Source organism: Mesorhizobium sp. ESP6-5 (assembly GCF_020164695.1).
Classification (GTDB): domain Bacteria; phylum Pseudomonadota; class Alphaproteobacteria; order Rhizobiales; family Rhizobiaceae; genus Mesorhizobium; species Mesorhizobium australicum.
Genome location: NZ_JAIUGR010000005.1, coordinates 302,059 through 321,125 on the forward strand (window position 1 = coordinate 302,059; position 19,067 = coordinate 321,125).

The window sequence follows — 19,067 nt, forward strand, 5'->3', positions numbered from 1 at the left end:
TTCTTCCGAAAATCGATTTCCGCTTCCCGGGCCGATGCGATGGCAAACCAGCACCGCCGCGCTCTTTAGAGCGCGGCGGCTTGGCCAGGGATCAATCCTTGCTGACGAAGCGCGACGGATGCACGTCCATCACATTGTCGACGAAGCCATGCAGCTTCGAGGAAACGATGTCGTGGTAGCTGTAGTAGAGAAGCGGGATCTGGCCGACGTCGTCGATGAGGATGCGCTCGGCCGCGGAGAGGTCCTTCATGCGCTCTTCGGGCTTGCCGCCCGCGGCCGCGGCCTTGTCCATTGCCGCTTCGTATTGCGGGCTGTTGTAGTTGGAATAGTTGTTGCCGCTGGCCTTGCGCGTGATACCGAGGAAGGTCTCTGGATCCTTATAGTCGGCAATCCAGGCGGCACGCGCCACGTCATAGTCGCCCTTCTGCTCGAGGAAGGAGTAGTGGGTCTTGGTGTCGGTGTTGAGCAGCGTGACGTCGACGCCAAGCGGCTTCAATTGTTCCTGGATCGCCACTGCCGTGTTCTTGTGGTTTTCCGAGGTGTTGTAGCGGATTTCCATCTTCAGCGGATGTTCGGGGGTGTAGCCAAGCTTCTCGAGGATCTTCTTGGCCGCGTCCTCGCGGTCGATCTGCGGCATGTCGGCGTATTTGGCCATTGCGGGCGTATAGCCCTCGATGCCGGGGGGCACCATCGAATAGCCGGGCAGCATCGAATTCTGCCAGACCTTCTCGGCGATGAAATCACGGTCGATCGCCATCGAGATAGCGTTACGCAGTTCGGGGTTGTTCCACGGCGCCTTGTCGGTCTTGATGGCATAATAGTAGGTGCCGAGATACGGCCCGACATGGATCTGGTCGCCGAACTTCGTCTTGAGGTCGGCGAGCTGTTCGGTCGGCAGATCGTCATAGCTGTCGAGTTCGCCGGCCTCGAAGCGCTTCATCGCCGACGAACGATCCTCGGTCGGAATGTAATTGACGACGTCGAACTTGACGGTAGCGGCGTCCCAGAATTTGGGATTCTTGACCAGTTTCATGTGGTCGTTGGGAACCCATTCGGCCAGCGTATAGGCGCCGTTCGAAACCAGATTGCCGGGCTTGATCCAGTCGGCGCCAAGCTTTTCAATCGAGGCCTTGCTGACCGGATAGGTCGCCTGATGGGTCAGCATCTCCAGGAAGTAGGGCGTCGGCGCCTTCAGCGTCACCTCCAGGGTGCCGGCGTCGATCGCCTTGACACCCATGTCCTCGGGCTTGCCCTTCTTGGTGTTGACGTCCTCCGCGCCCTTAACCGGATACAGCATCGAGGCGTATTCGGCGCCGGTCGCCGGATCTTCCAGCCTGTGGAAGGCATAGACGAAGTCCTCCGCCGTCACCGGGCTGCCGTCCGACCACATGCCGTCCTTGCGCAGCTTGAAGGTGTAGACGGTGCCGTCATCCGATACCGTCCAGCTTTCGGCCGCGCCCGGAATGAGGTTCGCCTTCTGGTCCTGCATGACCAATCCCTGGAACAGGTCACGCAGCACATTGGCTTCATAGACCGTCGAGGTCTTGTGCGGATCGACCGACTCCGATTCAGCGGCGGTGCCCCTGTTATAGACACTCTCCGCGAAAGCCGGCGTGTAGAATGCGCCGGCGGTTACCGCCATGGTGGTGGCGAATACCGTCGCCTTCAGCATGTTTTTCAGCATGAAGTTCTCCCTGTCGGCGCTGCCATCGGCGCGCCTTACGTGTTGACGCCCCGAAGCCGATGACTGGCTCCTTTGAGCGCGCCCCCGGTTCCCTCCGGCGGCTGGTGGCAGGAGACTAGACAGGAGGTAAGCTCTTTTCAACCGAGTACTGATTGACCCTAAGTCAATCCCCATTGTCGAGAAAGCAACGGCTAAATTAGAGATTCGTTTTCAATCGACCGCACCCTTTGGTTGCACCCAGAGTTTTCGCTTTCTGCATGCGAATTTGGGCATGCTGGTGCCATGGTTCACCACCCCATTTTCGAGGCCCGAAGTCGCCGTTTCCGATCAGACAACTCGGGAACTTCAGCCGTCGAGTTCGCTTTGCTGTCCCCGCTTTTCATTCTTCTTCTGCTCGGAATGGTTGCATACGGCATCTATTTTGGCGCCGCCAATTCGATCCAGCAAATTGCAGCCGACGCTGCCCGAACAGCCATCGCTGGGGTGAACCAGACCGAGCGGCAGACGCTCGTGGCCAGCTATCTCACCAACAATGCCGGCGGCTACCCCTTCGTGGACGCCAGCAAACTGACCTACCAGGCCAACGACAGCATCGCCGACGGAAGCCAGTTCGTGGTGTCCATCTCCTACGATGCCCGCAACCTGCCGATCTGGAACCTGTTCCCCGGCATAGCCATGCCAGGGACGACCATCAAGCGTCAGTCAACGATCAGGGTCGGGGGTATCTGAATGCTGCGGCGGGCGGGCAAGGGTATGGGTCGGCTTGCACGGTCGATGATGGGAGACAGGAAGGCGAACTTCGCCGTCATGACCGCATTGAGCGCGCCGGTCGCGTTGGCATTGGCGGCTGTGGCCATTGACGAAGCCTCCATCTACACCGAGCGCCGGGAAGCCCAGGCGATGGTCGACCTGGCGGCGATTACCGCCGCCTCGAACATCAACAACGTCAACACCGCGGTCGTCACCACACTAACCGACAACGGCATGCCGGGCGTCGTCGTTCAAGCTTCGGGCCAGACCATTGCCCCGGCCACCGGCAAAACGGTGGTGACGGTCACGCAGGGCCGATATGCCTCATCGACCGCCAATGTCAGCCAGCGCTTCCAGGCGGGTGTCACGCCTTACAATGCCGTCCGCGTCACATTGGCAAAGATTCCGAACCGCTATTTCGCAAGTTCGCTGATCCCCACTCCCGTCATCGGCACCCAGGCCACGGCCAGCATGACGCCGCTGGCGACGTTCTCGGTCGGATCGCGGTTGCTCAGCGTCAACGGCGGCATCCTCAATGCACTTTTGAGCGGACTTCTCGGCGGCAACATCTCGCTCAGCGTCATGGACTACAACGGGCTGATCTCGGCGGATGTGAGCGTGCTTTCCTTCATCAGTGCGCTCGCCACGCAACTGAACATCACGGCCGGTACCTATTCCGACGTTCTGGCATCGAAGGCGACGGTCGGCCAGATCGCTACCGCCATGGCCAATGTTCCCGGCCTCGGCAATACGGCCAAGGTCGCCCTGCAGACCATCGCCTCCAAATCGACCAGCACCGTCAAGATCCCGCTCAGCAGCCTTGTCGACCTTGGTTCGGTCGGCAGCCTGGGCCTCGGGCAACAGCCGTCCGGGCTTGGGGTAGACGCAAGCGCTATGGGCATGCTGACGGCGGCCGCCGTGCTCGCCAACGGTACCAACCAGGCCGCGATCGATCTCGGCGCCACCATTCCGGGGCTGCTCTCCACCAAACTCAGCATCGCCATCGGCGAGCCGATGCAGTCCTCGCCCTGGCTGGCGATCGATGGTATCGGCACTGTCGTGCGGACCGCACAGACGCGCATCAAAGTAGCCGCGACAGTCGGCGGCGCAGGCGGCAATGTCGGTGGGGGCATTACTCTGGTGTCGGTCAACCTGCCACTGCATGTGGAAGTCGCCTACGCCGAAGCCAAACTCACCGACATAAGCTGTCCTACGGGTCCCGACAGCATCAAGGTCACCGTTTCTGCCCGCCCCGGTGTTGTGGAAGCGCATTTGGCCGACAGCAGTAGCTCCGGCTTTGCCGATTTCACCAAACCGGAATCGTTCTCCGACACTGAAATCGCAAAGGTCAGTCTTCTGATCAATCTACTTTCAGTGACGGGCTCAGCGGCATTTGAAATGGCCAACAACGCGCCGACCGCATTGACCTTCAACAAGGCCGACATCGACGCCAAAACGATAAAGACAGTCTCCACTCAAAACCTGACACAGTCTTTGACGACCTCCCTGATCACTGATCTGTCGCTGACGACCAATTTGCTGGGCTTGCCGCTGCTGAATCTGAATACCTTGCTTTCAACCGTGCGGCCGGCAGTGGTTGCGCTCTTGAACGGCGTGGCGGCGCCGGTCGACGAGTTGGTTTACAATTTGCTCGGAGCCCTTGGTGTGCGTGTCGGCCAGGCCGACGTGCGCGTCACCGGCGCGACCTGCGGCCGGGCGGTGCTCGTTCAGTAGGACCGCCTAGCCACAACCGAAGTGCCAATCAGTCGAGCCGACCGAGAAAGCAGCCGAGAGTTGGCAGCGAGAGGGTGTTTTCCTCGACAGAAGCGGTCCCGCCGAAGATAGCCGTGACGGGTCCGATATCACCCACCAACGGCAAGGTCGCCGGCTCCTCAGCGAAATTGAAGACACAGATCAACCTCTCCCCGCCACCTTCGCGGATGAAGGCGAGCACGTCGCCCTCGGTATCGAGAAAGCGGATCGAGCCGCCGACCAGCGCCGGATGCCGTTTGCGCAAGGCAAGCGCCGAGCGGTAGGCCGACAGCACCGATTGCTCGTCGCCGATCTGCATATCGACCGCGCGGGCGCGATGGCTTGCCGGCACAGGCAGCCAGGGTTTTGCAGTGGAGAAGCCCGCATTGTCGGCGTCGGCCTCCCAGACCATCGGCGTGCGGCAACCATCCCTGCCCTTCACGCCGGGCCAGAAGCGGATGCCGACCGGATCGCGCAGATCCTCGTAGGCAAGCTCCGCCTCCTCAAGGCCGAGTTCCTCGCCCTGATAGAGGCAGATCGAGCCGCGCAGACAGGCGAGCAGCATGATCGAGAATTTGGCCACAAGATCGGGATCGCCACCAGGCCGCATCCAGCGGCTGACATGGCGGACCACGTCATGGTTGGAAAACGCCCAGCAAACCCAGCCGTCGGCCACCGCGCTTTCGAAGGCCTCGACGCAGCCACGCACATGCGCCGCCGAAAACTGCGAACCCAGCAGGTCGAAAGTGTAGCTCATCTGAAGCTTGTCGCCGCCGGAGGTGTAGGCGGCGAGCGTCTGCAGCGAGCGGCCCTCGTCGCCGATTTCGCCGACGGCGGCGCGGTCGCCATATTCGTCGAGTAACGCGCGGAAGCGCCTGAGGAACGCCAGGTTTTCGGGCTGGGTCTTGTCGAACAGATGCTCCTGATAGAGGTAGGTGTTGGTCTCCGTGTTGGTGCCGGCGACGCTCGACGCCAAGGGCGGATTGCCGCGCAGCCAGCGGTCGTGGACATAGTAATTGACCGTGTCGAGCCGGAAGCCGTCGACACCGCGATCGAGCCAGAACCGCACCGTGTCAAGCAACGCATCCTGGACTTCCGGGTTGTGGAAATTGAGGTCTGGCTGCGAGGCAAGGAAATTATGCATGTAATATTGGCGGCGGGTCGCGTCCCATTCCCAGGACGGCCCCCCGAAGACCGACAGCCAGTTGTTGGGCGCGCCGCCGTCAGGCTTCGCATCGGCCCAGACGTACCAGTCGGCCTTGGCATTATCGCGGCTGGCCCGGCTTTCGATGAACCATTCATGCTTGTCGGATGAATGCGACAGCACCTGGTCGATGATGATCTTCAGGCCGAGCCGATGGGCTTCGGCGACCAGCGCATCAAAATCGGCCAATGTGCCGAACATCGGGTCGACGTCGCGATAATCCGATACATCATAGCCCATGTCGGCCATCGGAGACTTGAAGAAGGGCGACAGCCAGACAGCGTCGACGCCGAGCGAGGCGATATAAGCGAGCCTCGACGTAATGCCGCCGAGATCGCCGCTGCCATCACCGGTCGTGTCCTGAAAAGAGCGCGGATAGACCTGATAGATGACGCAGCCGCGCCACCATTCGGCTCCCTGCCCCAAACTCTCACCGGTCATCACGAACCCTTCCTGACGCCGCCGTTTCCGGTTCGGCTCTCGATCATGAAATTGACGCTGCGCCCCGGCAGCCGGCGCGCAAGGTCAGTCACGTGCGTTTCGATCGCCGGATGCCATCGAAAACCTTCCCGCGCCGGCAAGGTGAAGACGCATTGGCGGCGGTCGCCATTGATCAGAACGGCAAGCCTGCCTTCCTCGCCGCCAAGCAGCATGACGAGGCGATGCCGGCTGGTATCGTTCCAGTCGGTCGCGTCGAGCGGCTCACCGGTCTCGGTCAGCCAAGCGACGTCGGGAACGCCTGATGCCGCAATCGGTTCTCCGGTCAAGAAACGCGTGTCCGACAATGCGGGCACCGCCTGGCGAAGTGCCGCGAGTACGAATGCGTAACGCTCCAGCTTCTGATCGCGGCCTGCCCAGTCAAGCCAGGTGGTGGGGTTGTCTTGTGCGTAGGCGTTGTTGTTGCCCTTCTGGGTGCGACCGAATTCATCGCCCGCGGTCAGCATGATGGTGCCGCGCGAGGCGAAGAGCGTGGCGAGCAGAGCGCGCTGGTCGTCGAAACGGGCCTTGACGATTGCCGCGTCGTCCGTCTCGCCTTCGACGCCATTGTTCCAGGACAGGTTCTCGTTATGGCCGTCGCGGTCCTGCTCGCCATTGGCCGCGTTGTGCTTGCGCTCATAGGCGACGATATCAGCCAGCGTCATGCCGTCATGGGCGGCGATAAAATTCACGCCGCGGCTTGCCGGCTCCCCTGCCCTGTTAAACACGTCGGACGAACCAGCAAGGCGCGTTGCGAGAGCACCGACCATGCCGGCATCGCCGCGCCAGAAGCGTCTGACATCGTCGCGATAGCGGTCGTTCCATTCAAGGAAAGGCGGCCGGAAATTGCCGAGTTGATAGCCGTTTGCCCCGATGTCCCAAGGCTCGGCGATCAGCACGCGGTCGTAAAGCACCGCATCATGGGTGATGGCCTGGAGCAGCGGCGCTTCCGGATCGAAGGCACCATCGACCCGGCCCAGCACCGGAGCCAGATCGAAACGGAAGCCGTCGACACCGGTCTGGCGAACGAAGTGACGAAGTGTGTCGAGCACCATTTCCCGCATCACCGGATGGTCGCAAGCGATCGTGTTGCCGGTGCCGCTGTCATTGACCAGCCCGCCATCCGGCCAGTGCCGATAGTAGGCCCTATTGTCGAGGCCACGCAGCGAGAGCGTCGGCCCCAGCCTGTCGCTTTCGCCGGTGTGGTTGAAGACCAGGTCGAGAATGGTGCCGATGCCGGCCCGGCGCAACGCGGCGACCGTGTCCTGCAATTCCGTCAGGCCGCCGGGCGCGAGGCGAGGGTCGAGCGCCATGAAGGTGACGGGATTGTAGCCCCAGGCGTTGCTCAGGCCGAGCGGCGGCAGATGCCGCTCGTCGATGGAGGCCGTGATCGGCATCAGTTCCACGGCGGAGACGCCGAGCTTTTGCAGATGCTCGATGATGGCTGGGTGGGCAAGAGCACCGATCGTACCGCGCTTCTCTTGCGGTACATCCGGATGCAGCTTGGTGAAGGCGCGGACGTTCAGTTCGTAGATCAGGCCGCCAGGGCGAAACAGCGGCGGCAGGATCGATGGAGCCGTGGGCAAGGCCTTGGTCACGGTCTTGGGCATCAGCGACGCGGTGTCGGCGCCCTCATTGCGCCGCGCGGCGAGCCGCCAGTGATAGGCGTAGGCCCGGTCGATTTCGACGGCGTAAGGATCGGTGAGCAACTTGTCGGGATCGAACCACAGCCCCCGCTCGGGCGCATAGTCGCCATCGGCGCGCAGGCCATAGCGCGCGCCCGCGGCCAAGCCGGAGACAAAGAGTGAATGGACGCCGTTGCCTTCCGACGCCAGCTCGAGACGATCGAGTTCGCGGTTTCCCTGCTCGTCAAAGATCGAAACCCAGAGCCGTCTTGCCGACGAGGACCATGCGGCGAAGCGGATGCCTTCGCTGGTGATGGTGGCGCCGAGCTGGGTCAAGAGCGCTCCACCGCCCTCAAGTAATGACGCTCGGCTTGTTGCGCCCGGTGTGGCTCTTGATCCCGGCAATGTCGTCGGCCGCCGAAATCAGGTCGGCGAGCGCCTCCTGGGTGTCGAGGTCGTGCCTCGACTTGTCCGGCTCGTAGCGCTCGATATAGACGCGCAAGGTCGCGCCAGACGTACCGGTGCCCGAAAGCCGAAAGACCACGCGCGAGCCGCCTTCGAACAGCACCCTTATGCCCTGGTGCTCGCTGGTCGAGCCGTCGACCGGGTCGTGATAGGCGAAATCATCGGCATTGGCGATCTTCAGGCCGCGCACGCTGGTGCCCGGTAGCGAGCCGAGCTTGGCCCTGAGTTCGTCGACCAGCGCATTGGCGCGGTCGCTCTCAACCTCCTCGTAATCATGGCGCGAGTAGTAGTTGCGGCCATAGGTCTCCCAATGCTCGGTGACGATCTGCTTGCAGCTTTCGCCACGGGCGGCGAGGATGTTGAGCCACAAGAGGACCGCCCACAGACCGTCCTTTTCGCGGACATGGTTTGAGCCGGTGCCGGCACTTTCCTCACCGCAGATCGTCGCCATGCCGGCGTCGAGCAGATTGCCGAAGAACTTCCAGCCGGTCGGCGTCTCGTAAATCCCGACACCTAGCTTGTGAGCGACGCGGTCGGCCGCGCCGCTGGTCGGCATCGAACGGGCGATGCCTTTCAGCCCGTCCTTGTAGCCCGGCGCCAGGCGGGCATTGGCGGCGAGCATGGCGACCGAATCCGAAGGGGTGACGAAAATGCCCTTGCCGATGATCAGGTTGCGGTCGCCATCGCCATCGGAGGCGGCGCCGAAATCGGGCGCGTCCGGTCCCATCATCTCATCATAAAGGTGCTTGGCATGGACCAGGTTGGGGTCGGGGTGATGACCGCCGAAATCGGGCAGCGGCTTGAAATTGCGGCAGGTGCCGTTCGGTGCGCCGAGGCGGTGTTCGAGGATTTCCTTGGCGTAGGGCCCGGTCACCGCATGCATGGCGTCGAAGCGCATGCGGAAGCCCGACTTGAACAGTTTGCGCAGCGCATCGAAATCGAACAGGCTCTCCATCAACTCGGCATAGTCGGTAACCGGATCGATGATCTCGACGGTCATGCCGGCAGCCTTGACTGTCGCGACCGTATCGATGCCAATCGGGTCGATGTCGGCGATCTTGAAGCTCGAAATCGTCTTGGTCTTGGCAAAGATGGCGTCGGTCAGCTTTTCCGGCGCCGGGCCGCCATTGCCGGCATTGTACTTGATGCCGAAGTCCTCGTGCGGGCCGCCGGGATTGTGACTGGCCGAGAGGATGATGCCGCCGAAGGTCTTGTATTTGCGGATGACATGCGAGGCCGCGGGCGTCGACAGGATGCCGCCCTGCCCGACCATCACCTTGCCGAAGCCATTGGCGGCGGCCATGGCGATGGCCTTCTGGATGACCTCCCGGTTATAGAAACGGCCGTCGCCGCCGATCACCAGGGTCTTGCCCTTGAACCCGTCGAGCGCATCGAAAATCGACTGGATGAAGTTCTCGGCATAGTGCTCCTGCTGGAACACTGGCACCTTCTTGCGCAGGCCCGACGTGCCGGGCTTCTGGTCGGAATAGGGCTTGGTGGAAACGGTGCGTATCATGCTTCAGGCAACCCTTTTCGAAAGCAGCAGGCGATAGAGTTCGACGTATTTTTCGGCGCTTCGATCCCATGACACATCGGTCTTCATGCCCTGGCGCTGGATGGTTTCGAAGATTGCGGGACTGGCGTGGGCGTCGGCCAGGCGTCGGATCGCGTGCAGCAGCGCGCCGCCATTGTTGGGGGCGAACTGGAAGCCGGTCGCCACGCCGGCGGCAAACGCTGCTTCATTGGCATCAATGATGGTGTCCGCCAGGCCGCCGGTGCGGGCGACGACCGGCACGCAGCCATAGCGCAGGCCGTAAAGCTGCGTCAGCCCGCAAGGCTCGAAGCGCGACGGGATGACAATGGCGTCGCAGCCGCCCTGCATGGTGTGCGACAGCCCCTCGTCATAGCCGACGACCACGCCGATGCGGCCACGATGGCGTGCGGCCGCGGCCAGCAGCGCGCCTTCGAGGCCGGCGTCGCCCGAGCCGAGGATGGCCAGCCTTGCGCCTGTCGCGACGATGCCGTCGACCACCGTCGCCAATATGTCCATGCCCTTCTGCCAGGTCAGGCGGCTGACGACGCAGACAATCGGACTGCCGTCGCGGTCGAGGCCGAAACGGTCCTCGACCGCGGCCCTGTTCGGCGCGCGGGCCTTCAACGTTTCGGCCGTATAGGTAGATACCAGATGCTTGTCGGTTGCCGGATCCCAGATGGCGGTGTCGATGCCGTTGACGATGCCATGGAGATCGCTGGAACGCATGTTGATAAGGCCGTCGAGGCCCATGCCGAATTCCGGCGAACGTATCTCCTGCGCATAGGTCGGGCTCACCGTGGTGATCGCCCAGGCGGCCTGCAGGCCAGCCTTAAGGAAGCCGACGCCGCCATAATATTCGACGCCGTCAAGCGCCATCGCCGCGGCAGGCAGGCCGAGCTCGCCGAAGATACCGGCCCCGAACTGGCCCTGGAAGGCGAGATTGTGGACGGTCATCATGGATGGGGTGCCGACCGCCTTGCCATAGCGCATATAGGCCAGCGTCATCGCCGACTGCCAGTCATGGGCATGGACGATGTCGGGGAGGTAGCCCGAGATGGCGCCCCCGGCGATATCGGCGCCGGCCTGGCTCAGCGCCGCGAAGCGCCGCCAATTGTCCGGCCAGTCCGCGCCCGAGGCGTTGCCGTAGGGCCCCCCGGGGCGGTCGAACAGATGCGGCGCGTCGAGCACGAACAAATCGAGCCCGGCGACCTGGACGGCATGGACCGACGCCTTGCCGCCTTGCAGTAGGGGATACTGATAGACGGCCTTCTTTTTCTTGAAGGCGCTCATCACCACAGGAAAGCCCGGAACGAGCGTACGCATGGCCACGCCCTTGGCCGCGAGCGCGATGGGCAGCGCCCCGGTCACGTCGGCAAGCCCGCCGGTCTTGATCAGCGGGAAGATTTCGGGAGTGACCGACAGAACCTGCATGCGCTTAACGATCCGCTTCCCATCCATGCCGCCCAACCGTGTGCGGTTTGGACCACGACATGCACAAAACACCCTAAAGTGACAGCTTGTTGATCACCTGTTCAGGTTGACAACTTGTTGATCATGTCCTGTGTGATCAGGCAGATACCCTTTTCCGAAACCCGGAAGCGCTTGGCGTCGAGGACGGGATCCTCGCCGACCACCAGCCCTTCGGGTATCCTTACGCCGTGGTCGATGACGACGCGCTTCAACTTTGCGTTCCGGCCGACATGAACGTCGGGCAGCATGACAACCTCTTCCAGCGTCGAATAGGAATTGATGCGCGCGCCGGTGAAGATCAGGCTTTTCTTCAGCGAAGCGCCCGAGACGATGCAATCGCCCGACACCAGTGACGAAATGGCGGAACCGCGCCTGCCGTCCTCGTCATGCACGAACTTTGCCGGCGGCTTCAGTTCGGCATAGGTCCAGATCGGCCAATCGCGGTCGTAGAGGTCGAGTTCGGGCGTCACGTCGGTCAGGTCGATGTTGGCCTCCCAATAAGCATCAACCGTGCCGACATCGCGCCAGTAGGCCTCGTTTTCGGCGGTCGAACGCACGCAGGACTTGGTGAAGCGGTGCGCGATCGCCTTACCGTGCGTGACGATATAGGGGATGATGTCCTTGCCGAAGTCGCGGCTGGAGCCCGGCTCGGCGGCATCGCGGCGCAGTTGCTCCATCAGGAACTTGGTCTTGAAGACGTAGATGCCCATCGAGGCCAAGGCGAATTCCGGGTTACCCGGAATGCCGGGCGGGTCAGCGGGCTTTTCGACGAAGGCGATGATGTTGTCCTTGGCATCGACATGCATGACGCCGAAGCCGGTCGCCTCCATGCGCGGCACTTCGAGGCAGCCGACCGTGACATCGGCGCCGGCATCGACATGCTGGCGCAGCATCATCTCGTAGTCCATCTTGTAGATGTGATCGCCGGCCAGGATTACCATGTATTCCGGGCCATAGGCCTCGATGATATCGATGTTCTGGTAGACGGCGTCCGCCGTGCCCTCATACCACTGCGTTTCCGACACACGCTGGCTGGCCGGCAGGATGTCAAAACTCTCGTTTCGTTCGGGCCGCAGGAAGTTCCAGCCGCGCTGCAGGTGGCGGATCAGCGAATGCGCCTTGTATTGGGTGGCGACGCCGAGGCGGCGGATGCCGGAGTTGAGCGCATTGGAGAGCGCGAAATCGATGATGCGTGTCTTGCCGCCGAAATAGACCGCGGGCTTGGCGCGCCGGTCGGTCAGTTCCTTGAGGCGGCTGCCGCGCCCGCCGGCCAACACGTAGGCCATGGCGTCGCGGGCCAGCGGCTGCGTTCTCTTCAAGTCTGCCATTTATACCCTCCCAAGTTACTCGTATCGATGCGCTAACCAGCCTTAACGAGTTCAGTCGGCAGCGAGTTCAAGCATGATCGTCGACAGCGGAGGCAGGAGCATCGTTGCCGAGATGCCCTTGCCCTCCGCCCTTGCCTCGACCATGCCGCCATTGCCCATGCCGGAACCGCCATATTCGGAAGCGTCGGTGTTGATGATCTCGCGCCACTTGCCGGCCTTCGGCAGCGGCACACGATAGTTGTCGCGCGGCACCGGTGTGAAATTGGAGATGACGGCGACCGGATCGCCGCCGGGAGCGCTGCGCACCCAGGCGAAAACCGAATTCTGGCTGTCGTCGACGATCAGCCAGGAAAACCCTTCCGGCTCGCAGTCGCGGCCATGCAGGGCCGGGCGTGAACGATAGAGATAGTTGAGGTCGCGCACCGTCTGCCAGACCCCGCGATGCGGGCGGAAATCGAGCAGGTCCCAATCAAGCGCGCGCGCTTCGCTCCATTCGCGGCGCTGCGCGAATTCCTGGCCCATGAACAGCAGCTTCTTGCCGGGATAACCCCACATGAAGCCGTAATAGGCACGCAAGGTCGCGAATTTCTGCCAGTCGTCGCCGGCCATCTTGCCCAGCAGCGTGCCTTTGCCGTGCACGACCTCGTCATGCGAGAGCGGCAGCACGAAATTCTCCGAGAAGGCGTAGGTCAGGCCGAAGGTCAGCTCGTTGTGGTGATGCTTGCGGAAAATCGGCTCCTTGGAAAAATACTCCAGCGTGTCGTGCATGAAGCCCATGTTCCATTTGAAGCCGAAGCCCAGCCCGCCTTCATGGACAGGCGCCGAGACCTTTGGCCATGACGTCGATTCCTCGGCGATGGTCATGACGCCCGGATGGTGGCCGTACACCTCCTTGTTCATCTTCTGCAGGAAGCTGACCGCCTCGAGGTTTTCGCGCCCACCCTTCTCATTGGGGATCCACTCGCCGGCCTTGCGCGAATAGTCGAGGTAGAGCATCGAGGCGACCGCGTCGACGCGAAGACCGTCGACATGGTATTTTTCGGCCCAGAACAGCGCGTTGTTGACCAGGAACGACACGACCTCGCGGCGGCCGAAATTGTAGATCGCGGTGTTCCAGTCCGGATGGAAGCCCTTGCGCGGGTCGGCATGCTCGTAGAGCGCGGTGCCGTCGAAATGGACCAGACCGTGCTCGTCGACAGGAAAATGCGCCGGCACCCAGTCGAGGATGACGCCGACGCCGGCACGGTGGGCGCCGTCGACAAAGCGGGCAAAGCCGTCCGGATCGCCGAAGCGGGCCGATGGCGCGTAGAGGCCGGTTGTCTGGTAACCCCAGGAGGGATCATAGGGATGCTCGGAGATCGGCAGGAATTCAATATGGGTGAAACCGGTCTCGATTACATAGGGGATCAGCCGGTCGGCCAGTTCATCCCATGACAGGAAGGAGCCGTCATCGCCAAGCTGCCAGGACCCGGCGTGGACCTCGTAGATCGAGATGGCCTCGCGGCGAGGGTCGGCGTTGCGCCAGAAATTGCGATGCGCCTCGTCACCCCATGCATGCGCCGGCGGCATCGCGGTCACCGAGGCGGTTGCCGGGCGCAGCTCTGATTTGAAGGCGAACGGATCGGCCTTCAGCGGCAACCTCACGCCATCGGGACCGATGATTTCATATTTATAGGGCCGGCCGGCACCGATATCGGGAATGAACAGCTCCCAGATGCCGGTGTCGCGACGGTCGCGCATCGTATGCTGGCGGCCGTCCCAGTCGTTGAAGTCACCGACCACCGAAACGCGCCTGGCATTTGGGGCCCATACAGCGAAATGCACGCCGGACGCGCCTTCGTGCTCGATGACATGCGCGCCGAGCTTGTCGAACAGCCTGAGGTGCGAACCCTCGGCGATGTAGTAATCGTCCATCGGACCGAGTACCGGACCGAACGAATAGGGGTCGGTCAGCCACCAGTCGCCGCCGGCATTGCGGGCGTGGTAGCGCAGCGGCTGGCGCTTCTTGATCGACAGCTTGCCTTCGAAGAAACCGGCCTCGTCGCGCCTGGTCAATTCGCCGACCTCGACGCCGGTCAGGGTGTAGGCCGTAACCGACTCCGCGTGCGGAACGAAGCAGCGTGCGAACAGGCTCTTGCCGGCCTCCTGGACACCGAGAACCGCAAAGGGATTGCCGTGCGTACCGGCGACAATCGCCTCGACATCGCTGGCTGGCGCCAGTCCGTCCGGCCCGCTTGTCGCAGCGGTCGCGCGCGGCTTCCTCATCAGGCGGTCGCCCTCCCCGGGCACCAAGTGTTTGTTTTTGCGGCCATCGTTCGTGGCCTTATGCAATCATATCAGACGGGTACGTTCCAGATTTCTTTCGCATATTGACGGATCGTGCGATCGGAGGAGAACCAGCCGACGCGCGCGACGTTGCGGATGGCGCGCGCGTACCAGTCCGGGCTGTTGCGCCAGACAGCGTCCACCTCGCGCTGACAAGCGGCATAGGCGTCGAAATCCGCCGCGACCATGAACCAGTCGCTGTCATAGAGGCCATTGATGAGGTCGCGGTAGCGATTGGGATCATCGGGCGAGAAGACGCCCGATGAAACGGCCGCAACCGCCTGCGCCAGTTCGGGCGATGCCTCGATGACGCCGCGCGGATTGTAGCCATTGTTGCGCCGCTCGGCGACTTCTTCGGTGGTGAGGCCGAAGATGAAGATATTGTCGTCGCCGACATGCTCCTTGATCTCGACATTGGCGCCGTCGAGCGTGCCGATGGTCAGCGCGCCGTTCAGCGCGAACTTCATGTTGCCCGTGCCGGAGGCTTCCATGCCGGCGGTCGAGATCTGCTCGGAAAGATCGGCGGCTGGCATCAGCACCTCGGCCAGGCTGACATTGTAGTTCGGCACGAACACGACCTTCAGCAGGCCGCGCACCGAAGGGTCGCTGTTGATCACCCTGGCGACGTCGTTGGCCAGTTTGATGATCAGCTTGGCGTTATGGTAGCTGGGCGCGGCCTTGCCGCCGAAGAATTTCACGCGTGGCATCCAGTCGCGTTCGGGATGCGAACGGATCTGGTCATAGAGCGCGATCGCTTCGAGGATGTTGAGCAGCTGGCGCTTGTATTCGTGGATACGCTTGACCTGAATGTCGAAGAGCGCCGAAGGGTCGAGCTTGATGCCAAGGCGATCGGCGACCAGATTGGCAAGCCTCACCTTGTTCTGGCGTTTCACGGCGGCGAATTTTTCGCGAAAGGCGGTGTCGTCGGCTAAGGGATCAAGCCCTTTGATCGCTTCGATGTCATCCATGAAGCGGTCGCCGATCGCCTCGCGGGCAAGCGCGGTGAGGCCTGGATTGCACTGGATGAGCCAGCGCCGCGGCGTGATGCCGTTGGTCTTGTTGTTGATGCGATCGGGATAAAGTTTGTGGAGGTCGGCGAAGACCGTCTCCTTCATCAACTCGGTGTGCAGCGCCGACACGCCATTGATCGAATGCGAGCCGACAAAGGCCAAATTGCCCATGCGCACCCTGCGGTCGCCATTCTCCTGGATAAGCGAGATACGGCTGATCTGCTCGTCCGAGAACTGATCGGTGGCGCGGGCTTCGAGCAGCACCTGCGCGTTGATGGCGTAGACGATCTGCATGTGGCGGGGCAAAAGCCTCTCGAACAGCGGCACGGGCCAGCTTTCCAGTGCCTCTGGCAATAGCGTGTGGTTGGTGTAGCCGAAGGTGCGCTTGGTGACATCCCAGGCGAGATCGAAATCCATGCCATGGACATCCATCAAGAGCCGCATCAGCTCGGGCACGGCGATCGCCGGATGGGTGTCGTTGAGGTGGATCGCCGCCTTGTCGGGCAGAGACTTGAGATCGCCATATTGGCTGAGATGGCGCTGCAGGATGTCCTGCAGCGAAGCGGTGGAGAAGAAGTATTCCTGGCGAAGTCTGAGTTCCTGGCCGGCCATGTGGGAATCGGCTGGATAGAGCACCCGCGACAGTGCATCGGCCTTGTTGCTTTCGGCCAGCGCCCCGATGTGGTCGCCGGCGTTGAACTTGTCGAGCCGGATCGGGTCGATCGGCATGCCGGACCAAAGGCGCAGCGTGTTGACGCGCTTGGCCCGCCAGCCAGCCACGGGCGTGTCATAGGCGACCGCAAGCACATGCTCCCTCGGCTTCCAGACATGGCGTTCGAGGCGGCCGTCCTTCGAGGTGATCGATTCGACCGAACCACCGAAACCGACTTCGAAGGAGCGCTCGCGCCGCTCGAATTCCCAGGGGTTGCCGTGGTCAAGCCAGGTCTCGGGCAACTCGACCTGCCAGCCATCGTGGATTTCCTGGCGGAACATGCCGTTGGCATAGCGGATGCCGTAGCCATGCGCGGGGATGTCGACGGTGGCCATGCTTTCCATGAAGCAGGCGGCGAGCCGGCCAAGGCCGCCATTGCCGAGGGCCGCGTCCGGTTCCAGCGCGGCGATCAGGTCGAGATCGACGCCGAGCGACGACAGCGCCTCACGCATGTTCTCCATCAGGCCGAGGTTGGAAAAGGCGTCGCGCATCAGACGCCCAATCAGGAATTCGAGCGACAGGTAATAAACGCGCTTTTCCTGTTGGTCGTAGGCTTCCTTGGTCGCCTGCATCCAATGGTCGACGACGCGGTCGCGCACGACCTTGATCGTGGCGGTCAGCCAGTCGTACTGGGTCGCGACGGTGGTGTCCTTGCCGACCCGGTACTTGAGCGACATCAAGACTTCTTCAGCAAGCGTCTTGGGATCGGGATTGTCGAGAGCGGGGGCTTCGATCGTCATGGCGGATGTCATATCGCCTCTCGTTCGGTTTGGCCTGATCATACCGGCTTTCACCGTTTCTCCCAGCCCACCCTAGTGCATTGCAACATCTTTTCAATCGATTTAGAGAACGCCGTCATCTACTTACCCTGCGGCAAGTTGGCAGTCAGGCCGCCAATGCCGCCTCCGGGGGTGTTTTTGCCCCGGTCATGAAGGCAACGGCGTCGGACATCGTATATTGCTTGGGGTCGATGACGCACAGTCGACGGCCCAGACGGTGGATGTGGATACGGTCCGCCACCTCGAAGACGTGTGGCATGTTGTGCGAGATGAGCACGATCGGCAGGCCGCGCTTCTTCACGTCGAGGATCAGTTCAAGCACGCGGCGGCTCTCCTTGACGCCGAGCGCCGCCGTCGGCTCGTCCATGATGACCATCTTCGACCCGAAGGCGGCGGCCCGGGCCACCGCCACGCCCTGGCGTTGGCCGCCCGACAGGGTCTCCACCGCCTGGCTGATGTTCTGGATGGTCATCAAGCCTAGTTCGGTGAGCTTGTCGCGGGCACGCTTTTCCATTGCCGGACGGTCCAGCATGCGAAGCCACTGGCCGACGAAGCCGGGTTTGCGGATCTCGCGGCCGAGGAACATGTTGTCGGCGATCGAAAGTGCCGGCGACAAGGCCAGGTTCTGGTAGACGGTTTCGATGCCGGCTTCACGGGCTTCCATCGGCGACTTGAAAGAGACGGGTTTGCCTTCAAGCCGGATTTCGCCTTCGTCCGGCACGGCCGCGCCGGAAATCGCCTTGATGAGTGACGACTTGCCGGCGCCGTTGTCGCCGATGACGGCAAGGATTTCGCCGGGGTAAAGGTCGAAATCGGCATTGTCGAGAGCGGTGACGCGGCCATAGCGCTTAACCAGACCGCGCGCGGTGAGGATGGGTTCCTGGGTCATGCCGAAACCTTTCTGATCCATTGGTCGATGGCGACGGCGCCGATGATCAGCACGCCGGTGAGCAGCACTTTCCATTGCGGATCGGCGCCGAGGATGTTGAGGCCCATCGAGACGACGCCGACGATCATCGCGCCGAACAGCGTGCCGAGGATGGAGCCGCGGCCGCCGAAGAGAGAAATACCGCCGATCACGGTCGCGGTGATCGCCTGCAGATTGTAGTCGGTAACAGCGGCGGACGGCGAGATCGAGCCGTTGCGGCCGATGGAGACCCAGGCCGCGAAAGCGGCGATCAGCCCGGCAAGGGTGTAAACCGTCATCAGCACCTTCTTGGTCTGGATACCCGACAGCTTCGCCGCCTCCTGGTCGTCGCCGACGGCGTAGACATGACGGCCCCATGCGGTGTGGTTGAGCACGTACCAAAGAACCAGCACGAGCACGACCGTGGCGATGACGCCGAGCGTCAGCACGGCCGTGCCGACCTTGAAGCTCAGGGCAAACAGGTGCAGCAGCGGTGCCTGGTTGTCGACGTCGGTGTCGCGGATCGTCTCATTGGCCGAATAGATGAAGTTCGTGGCCATGACGATGTTCCAGGTGCCAAGCGTCACGATGAAGGGCGGCAGCTTCATATAGGCGACCAGCAGCCCGTTCAGCAGCCCGCAAGCCGCACCGGCGGCAAGCCCGATCGCCACGGCGAGCACGCTCGGCATGCCGTAGCTGACCGCGCAATTGCCCATGATCACGGCCGAAATCACCATGATCACCCCGATCGACAGGTCGATGCCGGCGGTCAGGATGACCAGTGTCTGCGCGGCGCCGAGAATGCCGACGATGGCGATCTGCTGCAGGATCAGTGTCAGCGTGTAGGACGAGAAGAACCGCCCGCCGATCGTGATGCCGAAGATGACGATCGACAGAAGCAGCACGATCAGCGGCACCGCCGCCGGCGTCGAATGCAGAAAATGCTGGATGCGCTTGACGGCTGATTTGTGCTCGTCAAAAGCGGCTACACTTGTATCGCTGGCCGAGAGAACCTTCTCGAATTCCTGAGCTTGAGCCATGTTTC

The 19,067-nt window shown here is 62.4% G+C and carries 11 protein-coding genes and 1 pseudogene; 2 read left to right on the forward strand and 10 right to left on the reverse strand.

Annotated elements, in window-relative coordinates:
* Positions 1 to 343: 343 nt before the first annotated feature.
* Positions 344 to 1,858: pseudogene (locus tag LB524_RS10715) on the reverse strand (peptide ABC transporter substrate-binding protein); the annotation flags it as partial.
* A 108-nt stretch (positions 1,859 to 1,966) separates the two neighbouring features.
* On the opposite strand from LB524_RS10715, the gene LB524_RS10720 reads away from it, so the two are divergent.
* The gene (locus LB524_RS10720; RefSeq protein ID WP_140618623.1) at positions 1,967 to 2,413 is read left to right on the forward strand and encodes a TadE/TadG family type IV pilus assembly protein; all 447 of its coding nucleotides are present in this window, start codon (positions 1,967 to 1,969) and stop codon (positions 2,411 to 2,413) included.
* On the forward strand, positions 2,414 to 4,168 hold the full coding sequence (locus tag LB524_RS10725) for a TadG family pilus assembly protein (RefSeq protein WP_140823819.1): 1,755 nt from the start codon (positions 2,414 to 2,416) through the stop codon (positions 4,166 to 4,168).
* Between the two features lie 28 nt (positions 4,169 to 4,196).
* On the opposite strand, the gene LB524_RS10730 is transcribed toward LB524_RS10725, so the two are convergent.
* From LB524_RS10730 to LB524_RS10770, 9 genes are all read right to left on the reverse strand, one after another.
* The gene (locus LB524_RS10730) at positions 4,197 to 5,831 is read right to left on the reverse strand and encodes an alpha-glucosidase family protein (RefSeq protein ID WP_224525912.1); all 1,635 of its coding nucleotides are present in this window, start codon (positions 5,829 to 5,831) and stop codon (positions 4,197 to 4,199) included.
* Entirely contained in the window at positions 5,831 to 7,828 is a 1,998-nt protein-coding gene (glgX, locus tag LB524_RS10735) for a glycogen debranching protein GlgX (RefSeq protein ID WP_224525916.1), read from the reverse strand. The genes LB524_RS10730 and glgX overlap by 1 nt, the downstream gene beginning before the upstream one ends.
* 16 nt (positions 7,829 to 7,844) lie before the next feature.
* A complete protein-coding gene (locus LB524_RS10740; protein WP_224525918.1) occupies positions 7,845 to 9,473 on the reverse strand; it encodes an alpha-D-glucose phosphate-specific phosphoglucomutase in 1,629 nt (542 codons plus the stop codon).
* Positions 9,474 to 9,476: 3 nt separating this feature from the next.
* Entirely contained in the window at positions 9,477 to 10,922 is a 1,446-nt protein-coding gene (gene glgA, locus LB524_RS10745) for a glycogen synthase GlgA (protein ID WP_224525920.1), read from the reverse strand.
* A 101-nt stretch (positions 10,923 to 11,023) separates the two neighbouring features.
* Positions 11,024 to 12,289 (reverse strand): glucose-1-phosphate adenylyltransferase, encoded by a 1,266-nt coding sequence (gene glgC, locus LB524_RS10750; RefSeq protein WP_015318689.1) that lies wholly within the window; start codon positions 12,287 to 12,289, stop codon positions 11,024 to 11,026.
* A gap of 51 nt (positions 12,290 to 12,340) precedes the next feature.
* On the reverse strand, positions 12,341 to 14,554 hold the full coding sequence (glgB, locus tag LB524_RS10755) for a 1,4-alpha-glucan branching protein GlgB (protein ID WP_140823823.1): 2,214 nt from the start codon (positions 14,552 to 14,554) through the stop codon (positions 12,341 to 12,343).
* Between the two features lie 71 nt (positions 14,555 to 14,625).
* Positions 14,626 to 17,088 carry a glycogen/starch/alpha-glucan phosphorylase gene (locus LB524_RS10760; protein ID WP_015318691.1) on the reverse strand — a complete coding sequence of 821 codons (2,463 nt, stop codon included), beginning with the start codon at positions 17,086 to 17,088 and terminating at the stop codon, positions 14,626 to 14,628.
* Between the two features lie 133 nt (positions 17,089 to 17,221).
* Positions 17,222 to 18,004, reverse strand: coding sequence for an ATP-binding cassette domain-containing protein (locus LB524_RS10765; RefSeq protein WP_015318692.1), 783 nt, complete (start codon positions 18,002 to 18,004; stop codon positions 17,222 to 17,224).
* Positions 18,001 to 19,062: an ABC transporter permease gene (locus LB524_RS10770; RefSeq protein WP_224525922.1), complete on the reverse strand. Its 1,062-nt coding sequence runs from the start codon at positions 19,060 to 19,062 to the stop codon at positions 18,001 to 18,003. Before LB524_RS10770 ends, LB524_RS10765 begins: the two co-directional genes overlap by 4 nt.
* Positions 19,063 to 19,067: the final 5 nt, after the last annotated feature.

Bases quoted from the DNA above. Each gene is read 5' to 3' on its own strand.
- LB524_RS10720 (WP_140618623.1), top strand. From the start codon at position 1,967: ATGGTTCACCACCCCATTTTCGAGGCCCGAAGTCGCCGTTTCCGATCA.
- LB524_RS10725 (WP_140823819.1), top strand. From the start codon at position 2,414: ATGCTGCGGCGGGCGGGCAAGGGTATGGGTCGGCTTGCACGGTCGATG.
- LB524_RS10730 (WP_224525912.1), bottom strand. From the start codon at position 5,831: ATGACCGGTGAGAGTTTGGGGCAGGGAGCCGAATGGTGGCGCGGCTGC.
- LB524_RS10740 (WP_224525918.1), bottom strand. From the start codon at position 9,473: ATGATACGCACCGTTTCCACCAAGCCCTATTCCGACCAGAAGCCCGGC.
- glgA (WP_224525920.1), bottom strand. From the start codon at position 10,922: ATGCAGGTTCTGTCGGTCACTCCCGAAATCTTCCCGCTGATCAAGACC.
- glgC (WP_015318689.1), bottom strand. From the start codon at position 12,289: ATGGCAGACTTGAAGAGAACGCAGCCGCTGGCCCGCGACGCCATGGCC.
- glgB (WP_140823823.1), bottom strand. From the start codon at position 14,554: ATGAGGAAGCCGCGCGCGACCGCTGCGACAAGCGGGCCGGACGGACTG.
- LB524_RS10760 (WP_015318691.1), bottom strand. From the start codon at position 17,088: ATGACATCCGCCATGACGATCGAAGCCCCCGCTCTCGACAATCCCGAT.
- LB524_RS10765 (WP_015318692.1), bottom strand. From the start codon at position 18,004: ATGACCCAGGAACCCATCCTCACCGCGCGCGGTCTGGTTAAGCGCTAT.
- LB524_RS10770 (WP_224525922.1), bottom strand. From the start codon at position 19,062: ATGGCTCAAGCTCAGGAATTCGAGAAGGTTCTCTCGGCCAGCGATACA.